We start from the raw sequence: 20,893 nt of genomic DNA on the forward strand, positions 1-20,893 counted from the left end.
TATCAGTTTAATCAGGCTCACTGTTTTCACATTTTCCAATTTTCCAATTAATTATTTCACCAATCCTGCCCTCATTACAAAATCGCCAAAAGTTTCTTTTGTCTGGCGATCTTTACTATATACGTTTAATAAGCTGTCTAGTTCTGTAAGTATTCCGCTTTCGTCTAAGCTTTCTTTATAAAGTCTATTCAGCCTTGTCCCTTCTCTATCTCCCCCTATCTGCAGGTTATACCGGCCGTAAGATGTGCCGATAAAAGCTATTTCAGCAGCATAAGGTCTTGCACAACCATTGGGGCAACCTGTCATACGGACGCTGATATTGTCATCATCCAATCCGTACTTGTGCATAAGGGGTTCCATTTTACCAAGCAATGTTGGTAAATAACGCTGAGCCTCTGCAAGTGCCAACGGACATGTATTGTATGCTACACAAGCAATAGATTCTTTACGCAATGGCGTTGCCAGCTCTGTTTCTTTAATAATACCATACTTATCAAGGATGGCATGTATTTCTGCTTTATCCTTTTCGCTTACATCTGCAATAATCAGGTTCTGGTTACAGGTAAACCTGAAATTAGTTTTGCGCAATAAAGCTATTTCGAGAAATGCTGTTTTTAATGGTAAGGTCTCATCATCGTGTACACGACCATTTTCAATAAACGCTGTATAGTACCATTTACCCTCATGATTTTTATGCCAGCCATAAAAATCTGTACGTCCTGTAAATTTATAAGGGCGCTCAGGTTCCAATGTAAATCCGCAACGTTTTTCAAGCTCTGCTTTAAACGCTTCAACCCCCATATTATCGAGCGTATATTTAAGGCGCGATAATTTTCTATCGCTGCGGTTGCCATAATCACGTTGCACGGTTATCATTTCGTATACTGCCTTAAATACCTTTTCGCCTGCAGGCACAAAACCGAGTACAGTTGCCAGCCTTGGGTAAGTTGCCGCATTACCGTGCGTGGCACCCATGCCTCCACCAGCAGCAATATTAAAACCAGCCAGCTTTCCGTTTTCTTCAATGGCTATCAACCCGCAATCATTGGCAAAAACATCTACATCATTGGTAGGAGGTATAGCTATTCCTATTTTAAATTTACGGGGCAGGTATCTATCCTGGTATAATGGATCTGCCTCTTCTGTTTTATCAGCAAGTGGCTTTTCATCTAACCATACTTCATAATAAGCTTTTGTTTTAGGCTTTGCCAATTGACTAAGCTTATCAGAATATGCAAATATTTCTTCGTGCAGCGAAGAAAATTTTGGATGCGCTGCACATATTACATTTCTGTTTACATCTCCACAGGCTGAAATGGAATCTAATTTAGCTGTATTGAATGCCTGTATGGTTGGCTTTGCATGCGATTTAAGAATACCGTGCAATTGTACCGTTTGGCGTGTAGTAATTTTAATAACTCCTGTTGAGTGAGCCCCGGTAATATGATGCAATGCTTCCCACTGTTCGGCTGTAATAAAACCACCCGGTATGCGAAGTCTGATCATAAACGAATACAGCCATTCCAATTTTTTAGCGCTTCTCTCTTCTCTTCTGTCACGATCATCCTGCTGGTACATTCCATGAAATTTTACCAATGCACGATCATCTTCGCGGATAGCACCGGTTATTTCATCTTTTAAACTTTCTTTTAAAGTGCCCCTCAGCCCGTCGCTTTTCATTTTAATATGCTCCGTAGATGAAAGGTTGTTTTTTTCAGACATACGTTATTTGAAATTGGATATTTGAAATTTGTTATTTGATATTTAAAATTTTGCAATCGGCAGTACCCTATGAGCACTAATTGCTGACAGCTGAAAGCTGATTGCTGACTCCTTTCCTTAATACACATCCAGTAAATATCTTCCTTCTTCTTTCATCTTATCAAAATAGGCAATGGCTTCGCCTATTGACTTTCCGCTATAGCGTTCTATGATCTGCAATAATGTATTTTCAACATCAGTGCTCATAGGAGCTTTAGCGCCACAGATATAAATATATGCGCCATTGTCAATCCATTGCCACAATTCATCTGCCTGTTCCAGCATTTTATGCTGCACATATATTTTTGATTTCTGGTCTCTCGAAAAAGCAAGATTTACTCTTGTAAGCACACTTGTATCAACCCAGTTCTGTATTTCGGTTTGATACAAGAAGTCTGTGGTGAATTTCTGATCTCCAAAAAATAACCAGTTACGGCCAGAAGCGCCAACAGCATCTCTTTGTGCTATGAAAGAACGGAAGGGAGCTATACCTGTTCCTGGTCCGATCATGATCACATCCTTATCTGCAGCCGGTAATTTAAACTGGTTGTTTTTGTGAACATAAAAATCAATATTTGAGTCAACATCAAGATGCGTAAGAAAATCAGAACAGAACCCGTATTTTTCTTCACCGTTGATGATGAATTTATCTCTTGCTACCGTAATATGCACTTCACCGCTATGCGCTTCAGGAGAAGATGAGATAGAATACAAACGTGGCGCAATAGGTTCCATTACCTGCAATACCTGTTCAAACTGACCCGCGTCTTTTACAGGATAAATCCTTAACAGGTCAAGCAGGTCAATTCTTGTATCAGGAATTTCCTGTTGTATTACCGACGCATATTGCTTTACCACTCTTTCAGGTAAATGAATAATATTTATTTTTCTTGTCAGCGCTTCAGCTATGGTATATCTTTCTTTCCTGAACTCTATTACAGTATCAGCATCAGCACCGGTAAGTGCAATGATCGTATCAACTGTTTCTTTTTTATTATGCGGAATAAGCCCGATAGAATCGCCTGGCTCATAATGCACTTCATCTTCTACCCCTATTTCTATATGATGCGTTTGTTTACCTGATCCCCTGTCGTTAAGGTTCAGATTGGTAATGATGGTACCGGTATAATTCTTTTTACCCTTAGGCTTTGCGACAGCAGATGAAGTTGTTACAGTATTCCCCCCCTGGTCGCTCAGCACCTTCATTACATTGGCAAACCATGCCGCGGCATCTGTAGCATAATCGGTATCGCATTTCTGTAAAGGTGCCACACGTTTAGCGCCTAATTTAGCCAATTGTGTATCCACATCTTCACCTGCCTTACAAAAAAGCGGGTACGATGTATCACCAAGCGCCAGCACGCTGAACTTCATTTTATCGAGCGCTATATTCTGCTGGTGAATATGATCGTAGAATTTTTTCGCGGTGGCCGGTGGTTCGCCATCCCCCTGTGTGCTGATCACTAAAAAAGTATATTCTTCTTTAGCCAGGTCATTTACGCGGTATTGATCAAGCGAAGTAAGCTTAACATTTACGCCCTGCTTTTTTGCCTGCGCGGCAAATTCGGTAGCAACTTTTTTGGAGTTACCTGTTTCCGTTCCAAACAGGATAGATATTTTATTCACTTTTGGTGCAGCAGGTTGTGCAACAGCAGTTACACCGGCGCCGGCAGCACCAACGCCATTTTCAGCGGAAACCAGTCCAGCCAAAAATCCGTTCATCCAAATCAGTTCCTCGCGGGATGACTGCGTTACCAGTTCCTGGAAAGCTTTTAACTTATGCTCTGCTAACATGGGCCTTCTTATTGTTGTTTGAATTGTTCTGAATAGTAGCTACAGGTTTAAAATAATGCTTCCTTTCTTCACTGTTCTTGAGCCATGCAAACTCATGATGCAAGGCTGCTACCCTGCCAACCACTACCAATGACGGAGAAAGAAAATGTATATCCTGTATTTTTTCAAAGTCGTAAATATTCACTGCATGCACCTGCTGTAATGGCGTGGTTGCCTGCTCAATCACAGCTATAAAAGTATCGTTACTAACACCGTTGCGTATTAATTTAGTTACTATACCTTCCACTGTTTCGGCAGACATGTAAAATACCAGCGTATCTTTTGTGGAAGCCAGCTCCTTCCAGTAATCATCCGGCACAATATCACTTTTATAATAGGTCATCAACCTTACCGCTGTTGAATAACCACGGGCTGTTAATGGCATGCCTGCATAAGCCGCAGCGCCAAGCGCCGAAGTAACGCCGGGCACTATTTCGTAAGCAATATTGCTTTCTTTCAACACTTGCAGTTCGTCCAGTATATTGGAGAACACAGAAACATCTCCGCCTTTTAACCGTACCACCAGCTTACCGGCGAGGGCATGCGTGCACATTAATGCGTTAATGATTTCCTGGGGAGTTGAATTCCCCTTACGGCATTGTTTGCCCACGTATATGATTTCCGCAGATGGATTTACATACGATGTGAGAATATCGTTGCTCACCAGCCTGTCTGTTAATACCACATCAGCCTGCTGCAGCCAGCGTGTAGCCTTCACTGTTATAAGATCAGGATCACCCGGACCGGCAGCTGCCAGTATCACTTTTCCCTGTATGTTAGTTGGTATTGCCATTATATCTTTTAAACAGCATATTATAAAGCCGCCTTTTTTTCTTTTTGAATGATATCACTTTTGTGTTCAACGCGAACATTGGCTGGCACCGCTTCTGTAATCCATACATTACCGCCAATCACGCTGTTTTTACCAATGATGGTTTCACCACCCAATATAGTAGCGCCGGAATAAATGATCACATTATCTTCAATAGTCGGATGTCTTTTACCGGTTGCTTTCTCACGTGAAACACTCAACGCGCCGATGGTAACACCCTGGTATATTTTTACGTTTTTTCCAATTACAGTTGTTTCTCCAATCACAATTCCGGTTCCGTGGTCTATAAAAAATGATTCACCTATAGTAGCGCCGGGATGAATATCAACACCGGTTTTGCTATGCGCATATTCAGTTAGCAATCTTGGTAAAATACCTATCTCCTGTTTCCACAACTGGTTAGAGAACCTGTATACTGCTATCGCGAAAAATCCGGGATAAGCAACAATCACTTCTTCTACTGATTCTGCTGCAGGATCAAATTTCAAAATGGCTTCTGCGTCTTTCAGTAAAGTATTATAAATGTCAGGAAGATTTTCAAAAAAAACATCTGTGGCTTTTTGTGCAGCCTTACCATCGCGCAATACTTCATATACCAATGTTGATAAATGACTCTTCAATGATTCAAAAGCTTTTTCCAGCTCATAGGTATTTTGCTGGCGCAATGTAGCCGGCAAAAAAAGCAGTGCAAATAAATCATCAATAAACAATTTTGCCAGTTCCCTGTCAGGGAAGGCAAGGAAAGTTTTCTTCTTTCGCTCTGCTAACTGTTGTATGAATTTATTTTGTGCCAATATTTTGTTTGTGGTTTGAGGTTTACTGTTTCACATTTCAATACTCACATAATCCAGGTTTTTCAACTATAAACTAAAAACAATACACTTTATACAATCAGACTTCCAACTCACTGTATCATACACGCCCCCACGGTTACATTACTTGTTTCATCAATTAATACTGCCCCGCCGTTTGCCCTTAATGATTTGTAACTATCAAACACAACAGGTTGCGCTGTTTTAATGGTTGCTTTTACTATATCATTTAATCCGACCTGGTCGGGTGAATATTTTCTTTCAAGCGAATTAACATCCAGCCTGTATTCAATGTCTTTCACTACGCTTCTTACTCTTGTACTATTGATCTGCAATAAATATTTGTTGCCGGATACCAATGGTTTGCTATCCATCCAGCACAACAATACTTCAAGCTCCTGCGAAGTTTGAGGCACATCTTTATGTAGCACGATAACATCACCACGGCTGATATCAACATCATCTTCAAGATGTAATACAACAGCCTGCGGTGCAAAAGCTTCTTCTGCTTCTTTACCGCCATCTGTTTCAATTTTCTGAATGGTTGACGTTAAACCTGACGGTAAAACTGTTACCTTGTCTCCCTTTTTATAAATACCGCTGATGATCTTACCCGCGTATCCACGGTAATCATGCAACGCTTCTGTTTGAGGACGAATTACATATTGTACAGGGAACCTGGCATGTGCAAGATCAATCGCCTTTTCAACCTCTACATCTTCCAGCAGCTGTAATAATGAAGATCCTTCGTACCAGGAAAACACTTCAGACTTTTCAACAATATTATCGCCATTTAAAGCGCTGATAGGAATATAGGTAACATCTTCAAGACCTAATGCTTTTGCCAGGTCGGCATATTCAATCACTATATTATTATACACATCCTGTGAATAATCAACCAGGTCCATTTTGTTTACAGCAACAATCACCTGCGGCATATTCAGCAGGGAAGCAATGATAGAATGCCTGCGTGTTTGTTCCACCACGCCGTTACGCGCATCAATCAATATGATAATAAGATCAGAGTTTGAAGCGCCGGTAACCATGTTGCGTGTATACTGTATATGCCCCGGTGCATCGGCAATAATAAACTTGCGTTTAGGTGTAGTAAAATATTTATATGCTACATCTATAGTAATACCCTGCTCTCTTTCAGCACGCAAACCATCTGTAAGCAATGCCAGATCAATCTCGCCGTCTTCACGGTTCCTGGTTTGCTTTTCAATCGCCTCCAGCTGGTCTATCATTATACTTTTACTATCGTATAATAAACGGCCAATAAGTGTACTCTTGCCATCATCAACACTGCCTGCGGTTATAAATCTTAATATGTCCATTGAATAGTTGGTGGTTTAATGTTTGTTGTTTGGCTGTCAGATGTCAGCGATCAGCTATCAGGTGTCAGCTGGCTGACCGCTGAAAGCTGATCGCCGATACCTATATTTAGAAATACCCATTCTTCTTCCTGTCCTCCATTGCTGCTTCAGATACTTTATCATCAATTCTTGTTTCGCCGCGTTCGCTTGTTTTGGTAGCAATGATCTCGCTGATGATATCATCAATAGTAGAGGCATCAGAAGCAACAGCGGCAGTACAGGTCATGTCGCCCACTGTGCGGTAACGCACTTTTTTATTAATGATAATATCTGTTTCATCAATGCGGATGAATTCAGAAATCGCTACAAACTGACCTTCATATTCCAGCACCTGTCTTTCATGAGCGAAGTATATGGAAGGCAGTTCAATCTTTTCGCGGCGTATATAGTTCCATACATCAAGCTCTGTCCAGTTGCTGATAGGGAACACACGCACATTCTCTCCCTTGTTTATCTTACCATTATAAGTATTCCATAATTCAGGGCGTTGTTTTTTAGGATCCCACTGGCCGAACTCATCTCTCACAGAAAATATTCTTTCTTTCGCCCTGGCCTTTTCTTCATCTCTTCTTGCGCCACCGATGCATGCATCAAAACCAAACTCTTCAATAGTATCAAGCAGCGTATATGTCTGCAGTTGGTTACGGCTTGCAAATTTTCCTTTTTGCTCAGTGAGTTTTTTTGCCTTGATGGTATCTTCCACTTTTCTTACCACCAGTTTCTCTCCAATTTTTTCAGCAAGCTGATCCCTGAAATCGAGTGCTTCCGGGAAATTGTGTCCCGTATCAATATGCACTAATGGAAAGGGGAATTTACCGGGGCGAAAAGCCTTCAATGCAAGATGCACCAATACTATAGAATCCTTTCCGCCGCTGAATAACAATGCAGGTTTCTCAAACTGCCCGGCTACTTCACGAAAAATATGAATCGCTTCCGACTCCAGCTCGTCTAAATAATCAAGATGATGTACGCTCATGTATTAAATAATTTGAAGTTTGTGGTTTATGGTTTCGTAAACCACAAACTATAAACTGTAAACAATTAACTTTTAACTTCTGCATGCACATGCAACCCGCATTCCTTCTTCGATGCATCTTCCCACCACCATCTGCCGGCTCTGAAATCTTCACCGGGGCGAATGGCTCTTGTGCAGGGAGCGCAGCCTATACTTACAAAACCTTTATCATGTAAAGGATTGTAAGGAATATTATTTGTATTGATGAAAGCAATCGTTTCATCTGTTGTCCAATGCAAAATGGGGTGATACTTCACCACGTTATTTGAGCCATCCCATTCTACCTGCGTCATATCATGCCGATTAGGTGAATGCTCTGCGCGTATCCCTGTGATCCATACCTTCTTTCCATTTAATGCTCTTTGTAAAGGTTCAACCTTGCGTATATGGCAACATTGTTTGCGGTTTTCCACAGATTCATAAAAACTGTTAGGCCCTTTTTCTGCAATAAATTTTTGTAAGGAAAGCGCATCGGGATAATACGCAGTGATGGGATGATTGTATTTTTCCAGTGTGCGGCTCCAGGTAGAATAGGTTTCCGGAAACATACGACCGGTGTCTAAAGTAAAAACCTGTATATCGAGATTTTCACTGAATATAATATGAGAGATCGCCTGGTCTTCCCAGCTGAAGCTGGTAGAAAAAATCACCTGGCCTGGATATTGCGCAGCTATATCACGAAGATTCTGAGCAATGTCAGCACTTTGTGCTAATTGTGAAATCTGCTGAATTTCGCTTTGTGGATCCGTCTGAGTCATAGTACACTTAATTGATGGGTAGTTCCTTAGCTGTAAGCTATTAGCCTTCAGCTACCAGCCACCAGGTATTTGCTTGCTTTAATAGCTGAAAGCTGATACCAGGAAGCTCAATTCCCCATCAAAGCGAATTTTTATACCCTACTAAACTGGTGGACAAAGATAATGACTATAATTTTATTTTTTCTCTTTGTCCTAATATTTTTTTGAGTTTTTAGAAGATTTGCATTTACCTTTGCGCCAGTTCTTTAAAAATCGCTTATCAAGAAAGGCTGAGGGACTGGCCCAATGAAGCCTTGACAACCTGTTCCGTGCCGCACAATGCGGTATGGGGAAAGGTGCCAACTCCATCACGCTGAGGCGTGACAGATAAGTCAGAAGACCAGCTGATATTATACCACTTCAATGATATATTAAGCTCTTCCGATGACCTGTTGGAAGAGTTTTTTTATGCCCGGCCCGCATATTAAATTCCTCCGCACAACAAAGTTTCTGATAGGTGTGTTTGATAAAACATATTGTTTAACAATGTTCTGCCAAAACCGGAACGCAAAAAACAGTTTACATCAAAGCGAACACAACATTATAACTACTAAACTGATTTCCATACGTATAATGAGGTGAGCTAATAATTAACAAATAAAAATTGGGTAATTAATAGTAAGTCTATTAAATTTATAGGCTATTTCCAAGAACCAGGCAATGGTATCAATTAATAACAATAACAAATTTAATTACAACGCATTCTTACGCGCCTGTTATTGTTGTTGTATGCCGTAAGGCATATAATCTATTCCTGCGCACCCTGAAGGTGAGCCTTTAATCCAGTTTTTGCATCAACCACTTTATCACGTATTATTCAACTATTAAAAATTGTTTCTCAATGAGCAACTATCACTTCGAAACTTTGCAATTGCATGCCGGACAAGAAATTGATCCAACAACCAAATCAAGAGCAGTACCAATTTATCAAACCACGTCTTACGCTTTTGATAATACGGAACACGCTGCTAATTTATTCGGGCTAAAAGCATTCGGGAATATTTACACCCGTATCATGAACCCCACCACCGACGTATTTGAAAAAAGAATTGCGGCACTGGAAGGTGGCGTAGCTGCGCTGGCAACTTCTTCCGGACAGGCAGCACAGCTATTGGCAATTCATAATATTTTGCAGGCAGGCGACAATTTTATAGCATCTACCCATTTATATGGTGGTACCTATAACCAGTTTAAAGTAGCATTTAAGCGTTTAGGCATTGACGTTAAATTTGTAGATATAGACGATGTGGCCAGTATTGAAAAAAATATTGACAGCAAAACCAAAGCTATCTACGTAGAATCTATAGGCAACCCGAAGCTCAGCATACCGGATTTTGAAAAAATTTCAGCAATAGCTAAAAAACACGATCTCCCTTTAATTGTTGATAACACTTTTGGTGCAGGCGGATACCTGGTGCAACCCATTAAACATGGTGCTAATGTTGTTGTACAGGCTACAACAAAATGGATTGGCGGACACGGTACTTCTATTGGAGGCATTATTGTAGACGGCGGAAACTATAACTGGGGTAACGGTAAGTTCCCGCAATTCAGCGAGCCAAGCGAAGGATATCATGGCTTAAATTTCTGGCAGGTATTTGGCGAAGGTAACCCGCTGGGCTTGCCCAATATCGCGTTTGCTATCCGCGCAAGAGTGGAAGGATTACGGGATTTAGGCGCCTGCCAAAGTCCTTTCAATTCATTCCTGAACCTGCAGGGCGTTGAAACCCTGTCTCTCAGAATGGAAAGGCATGTTTCTAATACATTGGCTTTAGCCCAATGGCTGGAAGCTCATCCGCAGGTTGAATTTGTATGGTACCCGGGTTTAGAAAGCAGCCCATATTATAAACTGGCAAAAAAATATCTTCCTAAAGGCGCCGGTGGCGTTCTGAATTTTGGCATTAAAGGAGGAAAAGAAGCAGGGCGTAAGTTCATTGATTCACTCAAGCTGGTAAGTCATCTTGCTAATGTAGGCGACGCCAAAACGCTTGCCATTCATCCTGCATCTACAACACATGAGCAGTTAAGTGAAGCAGAGCAAAAAGCGGCAGGTGTTGAACCAAACCTTGTAAGAATAAGCGTAGGCATTGAACACATTGATGATATTAAAGCTGATTTTGAACAGGCGTTTGCGCAAGTGAAAAGTTAGTGATTTATAGTTTATGGTTTGAAGTTTATGGTCCAAACTATAAACTTCAAACTATAAACCTCAAACCTGAAAGCACCAAATCCTTAAACGAAGCATAATGCATGGCGACAGAGATTTTTGAATATAAACAACCATTTACGCTGGAGAACGGCACTGTATTACCCGGGTATCATTTGGCTTATACCACGTTAGGAAAGCTGAATGCCAGAAAGGATAATGTAGTATGGGTTTTTCATGCGCTTACCGCTAACAGTAATCCTGCTGACTGGTGGCCCGGGCTGGTAGGCGAAGGCAGGTTTTTTGATCCGGCTAAATACTTTATTATTTGTGTGAACATGCCGGGCAGTTGTTACGGAAGCATTGGACCGCTGGAAATTAATCCGCAAACAGGCGAAAGATGGTATCATAGTTTTCCGCTGTTTACCACCAGAGATATGGTAAGAGCCTATAAACCTTTAAAAGATTTTCTTGGTATTGAAAAGATAGATATTGGTATAGGAGGTTCAATGGGCGGGCAACAATTACTAGAGTGGGCAGTTGAGGAGCCGCAATTATTTGATCACATTGTGGCGCTCGCTACCAATGCGCAGCATTCACCATGGGGTATTGCACTCAATGCATCGCAACGCATGTGTATTGAAACTGATGCCACATGGCAAACCAATACACAGGAAGCAGGCATTAATGGCATGAAAGCTGCCAGGAGTGTTGCATTGTTAAGTTACAGGAATTACAACACCTATAATCTTACGCAACCGCGTGACAAGAAAACAGCCTGGCCGGTATCACATAATTTTGGTGGCGAAGCCGCTGAAAGTTACCAGCGTTACCAGGGAGAAAAATTAGCTAACCGTTTCAATGCATTCAGCTATTACCGCCTGGGGCAGGGTATGGATGCGCATGATCTTGGCAGAGGCAGAGGCTCCGTTGAAGAGGCATTACGCCGTATTACCGCTAAAACATTGGTAATAGGAATAACAAGTGATTTGCTTTTTCCACCGGAGGAACAGGTCAGGATTGCTGATGGTATACCTGGCGCTATATATCAATTGATAGAATCGCTGTATGGACATGATGGTTTTTTGCTGGAATATGAAAAGATTGAACAGGCATTGCGGCATTTTATCCGTGAAGATGTTTTGAGTTATTTAAAAATTATAAATCGATAATATAATGGATGCACATAAGCAATTAACAATCGGGCTATTTGGTTTTGGAGTGGTGGGTGAAGGTTTATATAAAGTGCTTGAACAAACACCATCATTGCAAGCTACTATTAAGAAGGTTTGTATAAAACATGCAGGTAAAAAAAGAAATGCACCGGAAAGCTTATTCACCACAGATCGTTTCAGCCTGCTGAATGATCCGGAAATAAATGTGATCGTAGAAGTAATCAATGAATCCGAGCCTGCATTTGAAATTGTGTCAACAGCCTTGAAGAATGGCAAAGCAGTAGTGAGCGCCAGTAAAAAAATGATCGCTGAGCATTTGCCCGATATACTGGATCTGCAGAAAAAATACAACCAGCCATTCCTGTGTGAATCTGCCGCCTGTGCTTCCATACCCGTTATCAGGAATCTTGAAGAATATTACGACAATGATCTGCTCCATTCCATCCGCGCTATCGTTAACGGATCAACGAATTTTATTCTCACCAAGATGTTTGAAGATAAACTTGACTTTAAACAGGCATTGATACTTGCCCAGCAATTGGGCTTCGCGGAAGCAGATCCTTCTTTAGATGTTGATGGCTGGGATGCGCTGAATAAATGGACATTCCTCCTTACACATGCTTATGGTATAGTAGAAAAACCGGAAAATATTGTTTTCAATGGTATTCAAAACATAAAACTGAGTGATGCTGCTGTTGCCAAAGAAAAAAGTCACGAAATAAAATTAGTAGCCCAGGCAAAAAAGCTCAACAACGGGAAAGTGGCGGCTTTTGTATTACCCCAGTTTGTAACGCATGATGACCCACTGGCATTTGTAAAGAATGAATTTAATGGAGTAGTAATTGAAAGCTCTTTTGCTGATAAACAATTTTTTTATGGCAAAGGCGCAGGAAGTTTTCCTACCGCATCCGCAGTATTGAGTGATATTTCCGCATTACGCTATGATTACCGCTACGAATATAAAAAGCTATATCATCACAAGCCGCTTCAGCTTACAGACGATTTTTACGTTCGCACTTATGTAAGCTTTGATGATCTGAAAAATATTCCCCGCGAAAAATTTGAATGGATTGAAGAATGGCATGCCGGCGAAAGAAAGTACCTGGTGGGTGTACTGCGTTTTAAAGAACTGAAAGAAAACACCTGGTGGAAGGAAAATAATGTATCGCTCATTCTTGCACCCGACGCTATTATTGAAGATATAGAAATAAGAAAATTGAAAAAGAAAAGTTTGGAGCTGGCCGGCATATTGGATTAATAACCCAATAAGCAGCCTGTCGCTCTTACCGCTTTCCAAAATTGCCGGGAATTTTGGCCTTCCCCACTCCGTGAAGAGCGTTTGGGGTGAAGGATGCAGCCTGAATAATAAAGATGTGCATACAGGCTAACTTCCGGTAGATGGGGAAGCAAAATCAGCAAAAAATCTTCCTGCATCTCCATATTCTTCCTGCCCTGTAGCTCAAAATTTTAAAATACGCTTTCGCCCATCTACCGGCACAATTTGCCTTCGCGACTTTTCTGCGGGCTCACTACACTTAACCAATAACAGTTTTTCTTCATTCTGTATCTGTAAAGCCTTTTGTGCCTGGCATACACTCTACTTATAATCCGCTATCTCAATCAGCCTGGTTACATCCTGCACTATAATCTTTCTGCCTTTGGTTTCAACTATACCCTTCTCTTTAAATTCAGATAACAGCCGCACCACATTTTCCCTTGCTGTACCAACAAGATTCGCCAGGTCATCCCTGCTCATATTAATTTCCACAGCCATTCCTGGCTTAAAATTCACCTTGTATTTTTCACGCATTACAATTAGCTGAAGTGCCAATCGCTCCCTCACCGACTTTTGCGCAAATAAAGAAAGACTGTTTGCCAGCACGGCAAATTCGTGACTCAGTGTTTTCAGCAATCGCTTATTAAGAATTTCAGACTGCCTTACCGCTTCCAAAAAATTTTGCCGCGGTATAAAAGCAATCGTACTCTCTTCCAATGCAGCCGCAGAATCGGGGTAACGGTCTTCTGCAAGAATAGCATGATAGCCTATCAACTCACCGGTATTGGCAACATAAATGATATATTCCTTTCCCTCCGGGTCAAGTTTATACTTTTTTACTTTGCCCGATACGATAAAAAAAATACCATCAGGAAATGTACCTTCTTTAAAAATAACTTCTCCTTTCCTGTACAACTTTTCAGTTCTGTTGGCGATAAGCAATCCATATTCCTGTCCCGGCAAATTTGCAAGAACGGATTCACTCTTAAAATCCCATTTATCTATTGGAAATATGCCCTTAATACTCATTCATACAAAAATACCGTTTAAAGCATATAACCTTAGCAAAAGTGATAAAGTTTACTGTTCTGCGTTTATATCCCCGATACCTTTGCACATTGTAATATAACATCAGGTTCCCGCTGTTTTTATGCTTTATACATACAAAAAAGAATCACCGGATATATGGTTTACCTCTGACACCAGGTTTAATGGATTATATCCGGAATATATTCAAACACTTGCACGCCGCCATTGGACTCCGCTGAACATTGCAAAAATGGCTGCCGGCTTTCTTGCAGCAGATGACAATGTAAGCGTACTGGATATAGGCAGTGGAGTTGGAAAGTTTTGCCTGGGAGCTGCATACTTTAAACCCAATGCAATGTTTTACGGGGTAGAGCAACGGAAAAACCTTATTCAGTATGCAGAAAGTGCCGCTAATATTCTCGGACTTGATAATGTAGATTTTATACACGGTAATTTCACACAATTGTCGTTTAAAGATTTTGATCATTTCTATTTCTATAATTCGTTTTATGAAAACCTTGTAGACACCGACAAAATTGATGACAGCATTGATTACTCGGGAGAACTATACCATTATTACAGCCGCTACCTGTGCAGGCAACTTTCCGATACCGTTAGTGGAACAAGGCTTTGCACTTACCATAGTATGGAAGATGAAATACCCAGCGATTTTTGTGAAGTGGGCGGTGCTTTGAATGGCTTATTAAAGTTCTGGATAAAACCTTAATTACGAAGTTGATTAATGACCTAACCCTGACCTCTTGAAAGCGTAACATTCCGGCAAAGGAAGTATTCATATATACTTCCTTTAAGTCGGTAAGCCCAACGAACGATTTGTCGTCTGATTTTTATTGTAGAATTTTTTTCCGATGCTTAAGCCCAAATTACTTGATACATTAAAAGGTTATACCGCCGGTCAATTCCGGAAAGATGCGATGGCAGGGGTCATTGTGGGCATTGTAGCGTTGCCACTTGCTATCGCGTTTGCGATAGCAAGTGGCGTTACACCCGAAAAAGGATTATATACGGCTGTAATAGCCGGCTTTATTATTTCCGCGCTTGGAGGCAGCCGCGTACAAATTGGAGGACCAACCGGCGCATTCATCGTAATTGTATTTGGCATTGTGCAGCAGTACGGCGTTAATGGTTTGATCATCGCTACACTTATTGCAGGCGTAATGCTTATTATAATGGGATTTGCAAAGCTCGGTTCCGTTATTAAATTCATACCACACCCTTTAATTGTGGGTTTTACCAGTGGTATAGCGCTTCTTATTTTTTCATCGCAGATAAAAGATTTTTTTGGATTGCAGATGGGTACTGTGCCCGCTGAGTTTGTTGAAAAATGGGAAAGCTATTTTATGCATTTTGGCAGCTTGAATATATATGCAGTGATAATTGCAGCAGCAACCGTTATTATTATATTGTTTTCACCAAAAGTTACAAGAGTTATTCCAGGTTCGTTGTTTGCTATTTTACTCAGTACTGTTGCGGTACAATTGTTTCACCTGCCGGTTGAAACCATTGGCAGCAAATTCGGCGACATCCCTTCTTCACTGCCGAATCCGGTAATACCTCACCTTGATTTTGCTACTGTAAAAGCGATGATACAACCGGCATTTACCATTGCTTTACTGGCAGGCATAGAATCCTTATTATCCGCTGTAGTTGCAGATGGTATGATCGGTGGAAATCACCGCTCAAACATGGAACTGGTTGGGCAGGGAACAGCAAATATATTTTCAGCGCTTTTCGGAGGCATTCCTGCAACAGGCGCTATTGCCAGAACTGCCACCAATATCAAAAATGGCGGACGTACACCTGTTGCCGGTATTATTCATGCATTAACGCTTTTGGTGATCATGCTTTTTGTAGGCAAATGGGTAGCATTGATACCTTTAGCATCATTAGCCGGTATATTGATGGTTGTAGCGTATAATATGAGCGAGTGGGAAAGCTTTGTTTCAATCTTAAAAGGTCCAAAAAGTGATGCCGCTGTATTACTGGTTACATTTTTACTAACGGTATTTATTGATTTAACTGTAGCCATTGAAATAGGAATGGTGCTGGCAGCTTTTTTATTTATGCGAAAAATGGTACAGTTCAGCGGGGTGAATGTTTTTACAAAAGCCATTGATGATGGAGAGCAGGTGAAAAGTAAAGAGGATATTGAAAACTTTACCATACCCAAACATGTACAGGTATTTGAAATTACAGGACCAATGTTTTTTGCTGCCGCCTATAAATTTAAAGAAGCGATGCGGATACTGGAAACACCTCCTAAAGTTCTCATCATACGTATGCGGCAGGTGCCGATGATTGATGCTACAGGTATAAAAACACTAAGAGATGTTTTGCATCAAACCAAACAAAGGAAAACAAAACTGATTTTATCCGGAGTAACAGAAGGGCAGGTATTGACTGAATTACAAAAATCAAGATTACTGTTTGCCATAGGCAAGGCGAATGTTTTACCAACGTTTACTTTAGCAATGGAACGGGCTCAACAATATTTATTACAGGAAGCAGCAGATAACACACCTGCAGATAAAATATAATTATGGAATCAAAAACAACTTCAGCTAAAAAAGCATTTATCATCCATTATAAAGAAGAAAAACTAAAAGTAAGCTCGTCCGACCAGATCGTATTTTCGTTAGAATTTCCTGATGGCAAACAAAAACAGATAACTTTTGAGTTAGACTCAGATATGGATCTCCAATGGAAATATGTTTCCGGAGAAACTACTGTCGCCACCAAGGAAATAGGCGGGTTAATCGAGAAAGAGATGATGGCGTAGAAATTTTTACGGATTTCAAAAATTGAGATGACTTCCTCACTCAAAACGACCTGGTGTTTATTAAACAATTGAGGCGGGATTATTATGAAAGTAAGCGTATGAGTAATTACAAGCCCCCCTTTAATGCCGGCAATAAAATCAAAACACGCTTACCATTAAATTTCAAATCTCAAATCTTTAATTATTTACGCTTTCACCATTATCTTTACGTACTGCCATGCACGAGCTTTTACTCAAACATATCGCTATGCACATATCCTTGTCGCCAGACGAGGAGCAATATTTTCTCAAAGCAGTTACATTAAGAAAGTTAAGGAAAAAACAGTTTTTGTTGCAGGAAGGAGACATAAGCAAGGGAACCGCTTTTGTAATCAAAGGCCTCCTGAAAGTATACTCTATGGATAGAAATGGCGTAGAGCATATCATACAATTTGCTCCACCCGGCTGGTGGGCCGGAGATATGAAGAGCTATAAAACCCGGCAACCCGCCACATTGTTCATTGATGCAATTGAAGACACCGAAATATTATGGATACGAAGAGAAGATCTTGACCAACTTTACACACAGATACCTGTGTTAGAACGTTTTTTCAGAATACTGGCTGAAAATTCCGTTATCAATTACCAGGAAAGACTCATCGGAACTCTAAGCCTGCCGGCTGCTGAAAGATATTATGCGTTTTGTTCAAAATACCCTTCTCTTATTGAGCAATTACCTCAAAAATATGTGGCTTCCTATATTGGTGTTACACCCGAATTTTTAAGCAAAATGCTTAAAAACAAAACCGCTTAACCTGTTTTCTTAATCTACATTAAGCATCCGGCTTAACATACATTATTTACTTTGGTTTTCTGTCGTAGTAGTTTTGTGTGTTAAAAAAAAGGAGCGATATGAAAACAAACATTATGCTGGTATCATTCAACACTTCAATATTAGAAAATATCGGGAAAGGAGTGAACAGAAAAGATGTTGCATTGCATATTACCGGCAGCATTGAAAACGCTATAGAAAAATTTCAGCAAAATGGCATTGATATTGTTTTTGTAAGCGGTGACATTGATACTACAGGTAAACGCAAGCTGATGAAAATATTGAACCTGCATGATGAAAATGTGAATATTATAGTATTTGACAGCAGTGCCGATATTAGGACGATCATCACAAACACATTATATCATAAAATGAAAAACAATTTTTCATTTATTGACGATGCGCTGACTGATGCAAGGTTTAATATAAGAGTGGAAGAATAGGCAATGGGCAACAGTGAATAGTGAATTATTTTAAAACATTTTATTAAAATCAACGATATGAAAAAGCAAATTGAAGCAATAATAAAAAAGCCCTTAAGGCCAGGAATGGTTGGTGACGGTTTCAGGGTATACAATTATATTCCGGCTGCAGGTATAGCACAGCAAAGAATGAGCCCTTTCCTGATGCTTGATTTTAACGCGGCCTACGACTTTGGCGCGTCAGATCATATACGCGGCGTGGATGTACATCCACATAAGGGATTTGAAACAGTAACCATTGCTTACAAAGGCAGTGTTGCGCACCATGATAGCGCCGGCAACAGCGGTGTAATTAACCCGGGTGATGTACAATGGATGACGGCAGGCTCGGGTATCCTGCACAAAGAATACCACGAAGAAAATTTTTCTAAAAAAGGTGGGGTATTTGAGATGGTGCAGTTGTGGGTAAATCTTCCTAAAAAAGATAAATTAACAAAGCCGCATTACCAATCGCTTACAAAAGATAATATAGCTAAAGTTCAATTGCCTGGTAATGCAGGAGAAGTTAACGTTATTGCAGGAGTATTTAATGGAACAAAAGGCGCTGCAACTACTTACTCTCCGCTGAATGTATATGATATAAAACTGAACAAAGAAGGAGAGGTAAAGATTGACTTACCGGCAGTATACAATACCGCTTTATTAATGGTAAACGGCAGCGCGGTTGTAAATGATGAAGCAGCTCCGGAACACAGCTTTTTATTATTTAAAAATGAAGGCGAGCAGGTTATTATAAGAGCTACAGGAGATGCAGTAATATTAGTATTGAGCGGAGAATCATTGAATGAACCCATAGCAAGCTATGGACCTTTTGTAATGAATACACAGGAAGAGATTATAGAAAGCATTAATGAATACCAGGCAGGGAAATTCGGGGTCTTGGTGTGATGGGCTTTGGGGTGTCGACAGTCAGCTATCAGCTGTCGATGGACCTGCAACCTGAAACCTGTAACTTGCAACCGTTACGCTGCTTTTAAAAACATACACTATGCAAAAGAATATAGACTATATACTGGCGGGTAGAGAAAAAAACATAACCAAAGAAGAAGTAGTGCTGCAGCCTTTGCCTCATAAGGATTTCAGGTTTGCAAATCCATTTATTGTACTGCATCACAAGTTGCCGGGAACAATTCCGCCAGGCGCTAAGCAACGTATACATCCACATCCGCATAGGGGCTTTGCACCTGTTACTATAATGTTGCAGGGAGAAGGTTATCATAAGGATAATGCCGGGCATGACGAAACCGTATATGCCGGCGATGTGCAATGGATGTTTGCCGGAAAGGGATTATTGCATAGCGAAGGGCCTACAGATAAAATACTGAAAGAAGGCGGTGTGCAGGAATTTATACAATTGTGGATCAATGTGCCGGCCAGTCATAAGTGGGATGAGCCGGCATATCAATCCGCAAGGCAATCTTCATTGCCCCGGGTGCTTGTGCAGCAAGGGGCTTCATTCTATCTTATCAGTGGTGAATATGATGGCAATACCGGGCCATTAAAAAGCTTTACGCCTGTTATTTTAATTAACGGAACAATACAGGCAGGTAACCGTGTGCAGTTTTCGGCTACTCCCGGTTACTGGACACTGATATATATAATAAGCGGCAGCATTTGTATTAATAACGAAACTATAGCAGCACATAACCTTATTGTTTTTGAAAAAAACAATGAAGAAGTTATTGTACACGCGAAGGAAGATGCAAGATTATTATTTCTTTCTGCAGAACCTATTAATGAACCTGTTGCCGCTAAAGATAATTTTGTGATGAACACCGCCGAAGAGGTTAACCAGGCAATAGAAGATTATAAAAAAGGAATTTTCGGAATTTTAAATTATTAAACAATGAACGAACAATTCATTTCTTTGCCACTCATCAACAATACCAGGGAAAACCGTTTTGAAATGGTAGTTGACGGTGCTACATCTATTATTGAATACAGGCAATTACCCGGAGCACTGGCTTTGCTGCATACAGAAGTACCTCAAATACTGGAAGGCAAAGGAGTAGCCGCAGCTATTGTTGAAAAAACATTCAATTATGCTAAAGAAAATAATGTAAAAATTATTCCTTTATGCCCGTATGTGCTGGTTTATTTAAAGAAACACCCTGAATGGAATATCCTTATTCACGAAGATTATAAAAAATAAAAGATGATACAACTGAAAGTAATTACTGCAAGTACAAGACCTTCCCGAAAAGGCCCTGCTATATCGCACTGGATACTGGAATTATTGAAACAATATGACGCTGTACAGGTTGAGCACCTTGATCTGAAAGAGATAAATCTTCCATTCCTGGATGAGCCACATCACCCGAGGTTAAGAAAATATACTAAAGAGCATACCATACAATGGAGTAAAACCATTGACAGTACAGATGCTTTCATTTTTGTTACACCTGAATATAATTATGGTTTTCCTGCCACATTAAAAAATGCGCTGGATTATTTGTTTGAAGAATGGGCATATAAACCGGTTGGTATTATTAGTTACGGAGGCTTATCTGCCGGCACCAGGTCTGCACAAATGCTGAAGCAGGTAATAACCACCCTCAGAATGATGCCGCTTACAGAAAGCGTTGCTATCCCCTTCTTTACAAAGCATATTAATGAGGATGAAAAATTCATAAGCGATGAAGCGCTTGATAAATCAGCAAATACCATGATTGCTGAATTAATAAAATGGACAAACGCATTGAAGACAATGAGAAATAAATAAGCATTTTCCTGGTGTATGACTTGTTT

20 protein-coding genes and 1 riboswitch are annotated in these 20,893 nt (G+C 40.4%); of the genes, 12 read left to right on the forward strand and 8 right to left on the reverse strand.

Going from position 1 to position 20,893, the window contains the following annotated elements; all coding sequences use genetic code 11:
• Window positions 1-51: 51 nt before the first annotated feature.
• The 7 genes from DC498_RS00285 to DC498_RS00315 form a co-directional block, all read right to left on the reverse strand.
• Window positions 52-1,722: an NADPH-dependent assimilatory sulfite reductase hemoprotein subunit gene (locus DC498_RS00285; protein WP_116872123.1), complete on the reverse strand. Its 1,671-nt coding sequence runs from the start codon at window positions 1,720-1,722 to the stop codon at window positions 52-54.
• Between the two features lie 117 nt (window positions 1,723-1,839).
• Window positions 1,840-3,555 (reverse strand): diflavin oxidoreductase, encoded by a 1,716-nt coding sequence (locus DC498_RS00290; protein WP_116872124.1) that lies wholly within the window; start codon window positions 3,553-3,555, stop codon window positions 1,840-1,842.
• Complete coding sequence (cobA, locus tag DC498_RS00295; RefSeq protein ID WP_116872125.1) at window positions 3,539-4,387, reverse strand: uroporphyrinogen-III C-methyltransferase; 849 nt, start codon at window positions 4,385-4,387, stop codon at window positions 3,539-3,541. The genes DC498_RS00290 and cobA overlap by 17 nt, the downstream gene beginning before the upstream one ends.
• A 20-nt stretch (window positions 4,388-4,407) precedes the next feature.
• On the reverse strand, window positions 4,408-5,220 hold the full coding sequence (gene epsC, locus DC498_RS00300) for a serine O-acetyltransferase EpsC (RefSeq protein WP_116872126.1): 813 nt from the start codon (window positions 5,218-5,220) through the stop codon (window positions 4,408-4,410).
• Between the two features lie 110 nt (window positions 5,221-5,330).
• Complete coding sequence (locus tag DC498_RS00305; protein ID WP_116872127.1) at window positions 5,331-6,575, reverse strand: sulfate adenylyltransferase subunit 1; 1,245 nt, start codon at window positions 6,573-6,575, stop codon at window positions 5,331-5,333.
• Window positions 6,576-6,681: 106 nt separating this feature from the next.
• Complete coding sequence (cysD, locus tag DC498_RS00310; RefSeq protein ID WP_116872128.1) at window positions 6,682-7,590, reverse strand: sulfate adenylyltransferase subunit CysD; 909 nt, start codon at window positions 7,588-7,590, stop codon at window positions 6,682-6,684.
• A 65-nt stretch (window positions 7,591-7,655) separates the two neighbouring features.
• The gene (locus tag DC498_RS00315) at window positions 7,656-8,387 is read right to left on the reverse strand and encodes a phosphoadenylyl-sulfate reductase (protein WP_116872129.1); all 732 of its coding nucleotides are present in this window, start codon (window positions 8,385-8,387) and stop codon (window positions 7,656-7,658) included.
• 253 nt (window positions 8,388-8,640) lie between these two features.
• A riboswitch (SAM riboswitch) is annotated at window positions 8,641-8,760 on the forward strand.
• Window positions 8,761-9,267: 507 nt separating this feature from the next.
• Between DC498_RS00315 and DC498_RS00320 the strand changes: the two genes are divergently transcribed.
• From DC498_RS00320 to DC498_RS00330, 3 genes are all read left to right on the forward strand, one after another.
• Window positions 9,268-10,575, forward strand: a complete 1,308-nt coding sequence (locus tag DC498_RS00320; protein WP_116872130.1) for an O-acetylhomoserine aminocarboxypropyltransferase/cysteine synthase family protein — start codon at window positions 9,268-9,270, stop codon at window positions 10,573-10,575.
• 101 nt (window positions 10,576-10,676) lie between these two features.
• Window positions 10,677-11,744 (forward strand): homoserine O-acetyltransferase family protein, encoded by a 1,068-nt coding sequence (locus tag DC498_RS00325; RefSeq protein ID WP_116872131.1) that lies wholly within the window; start codon window positions 10,677-10,679, stop codon window positions 11,742-11,744.
• 4 nt (window positions 11,745-11,748) lie between these two features.
• Window positions 11,749-13,005 (forward strand): homoserine dehydrogenase, encoded by a 1,257-nt coding sequence (locus DC498_RS00330; RefSeq protein WP_116872132.1) that lies wholly within the window; start codon window positions 11,749-11,751, stop codon window positions 13,003-13,005.
• A 339-nt stretch (window positions 13,006-13,344) separates the two neighbouring features.
• On the opposite strand, the gene DC498_RS00340 is transcribed toward DC498_RS00330, so the two are convergent.
• On the reverse strand, window positions 13,345-14,052 hold the full coding sequence (locus DC498_RS00340) for a Crp/Fnr family transcriptional regulator (protein ID WP_116872134.1): 708 nt from the start codon (window positions 14,050-14,052) through the stop codon (window positions 13,345-13,347).
• A gap of 121 nt (window positions 14,053-14,173) precedes the next feature.
• Between DC498_RS00340 and DC498_RS00345 the strand changes: the two genes are divergently transcribed.
• The 9 genes from DC498_RS00345 to DC498_RS00385 all read left to right on the forward strand — a co-directional run bounded on the left by DC498_RS00345 (window position 14,174) and on the right by DC498_RS00385 (window position 20,867).
• Window positions 14,174-14,779 carry a methyltransferase domain-containing protein gene (locus tag DC498_RS00345; protein ID WP_116872135.1) on the forward strand — a complete coding sequence of 202 codons (606 nt, stop codon included), beginning with the start codon at window positions 14,174-14,176 and terminating at the stop codon, window positions 14,777-14,779.
• Between the two features lie 142 nt (window positions 14,780-14,921).
• Window positions 14,922-16,610, forward strand: coding sequence for a SulP family inorganic anion transporter (locus DC498_RS00350; protein ID WP_116872136.1), 1,689 nt, complete (start codon window positions 14,922-14,924; stop codon window positions 16,608-16,610).
• A gap of 2 nt (window positions 16,611-16,612) precedes the next feature.
• Window positions 16,613-16,852 (forward strand): hypothetical protein, encoded by a 240-nt coding sequence (locus tag DC498_RS00355; protein ID WP_116872137.1) that lies wholly within the window; start codon window positions 16,613-16,615, stop codon window positions 16,850-16,852.
• Between the two features lie 247 nt (window positions 16,853-17,099).
• Entirely contained in the window at window positions 17,100-17,645 is a 546-nt protein-coding gene (locus tag DC498_RS00360) for a Crp/Fnr family transcriptional regulator (RefSeq protein WP_240627798.1), read from the forward strand.
• A 98-nt stretch (window positions 17,646-17,743) separates the two neighbouring features.
• Window positions 17,744-18,106, forward strand: coding sequence for a hypothetical protein (locus DC498_RS00365; RefSeq protein ID WP_133176720.1), 363 nt, complete (start codon window positions 17,744-17,746; stop codon window positions 18,104-18,106).
• Window positions 18,107-18,163: 57 nt separating this feature from the next.
• The gene (locus DC498_RS00370; RefSeq protein ID WP_116872140.1) at window positions 18,164-19,033 is read left to right on the forward strand and encodes a pirin family protein; all 870 of its coding nucleotides are present in this window, start codon (window positions 18,164-18,166) and stop codon (window positions 19,031-19,033) included.
• Window positions 19,034-19,133: 100 nt separating this feature from the next.
• The gene (locus DC498_RS00375; RefSeq protein ID WP_116872141.1) at window positions 19,134-19,988 is read left to right on the forward strand and encodes a pirin family protein; all 855 of its coding nucleotides are present in this window, start codon (window positions 19,134-19,136) and stop codon (window positions 19,986-19,988) included.
• Between the two features lie 3 nt (window positions 19,989-19,991).
• Window positions 19,992-20,297, forward strand: coding sequence for a GNAT family N-acetyltransferase (locus DC498_RS00380; protein WP_116872142.1), 306 nt, complete (start codon window positions 19,992-19,994; stop codon window positions 20,295-20,297).
• A gap of 3 nt (window positions 20,298-20,300) precedes the next feature.
• The gene (locus DC498_RS00385; RefSeq protein WP_116872143.1) at window positions 20,301-20,867 is read left to right on the forward strand and encodes an NADPH-dependent FMN reductase; all 567 of its coding nucleotides are present in this window, start codon (window positions 20,301-20,303) and stop codon (window positions 20,865-20,867) included.
• Window positions 20,868-20,893 lie beyond the last annotated feature (26 nt).

Source organism: Terrimonas sp., from assembly GCF_003075435.1.
Classification (GTDB): Bacteria; Bacteroidota; Bacteroidia; order Chitinophagales; family Chitinophagaceae; genus Agriterribacter.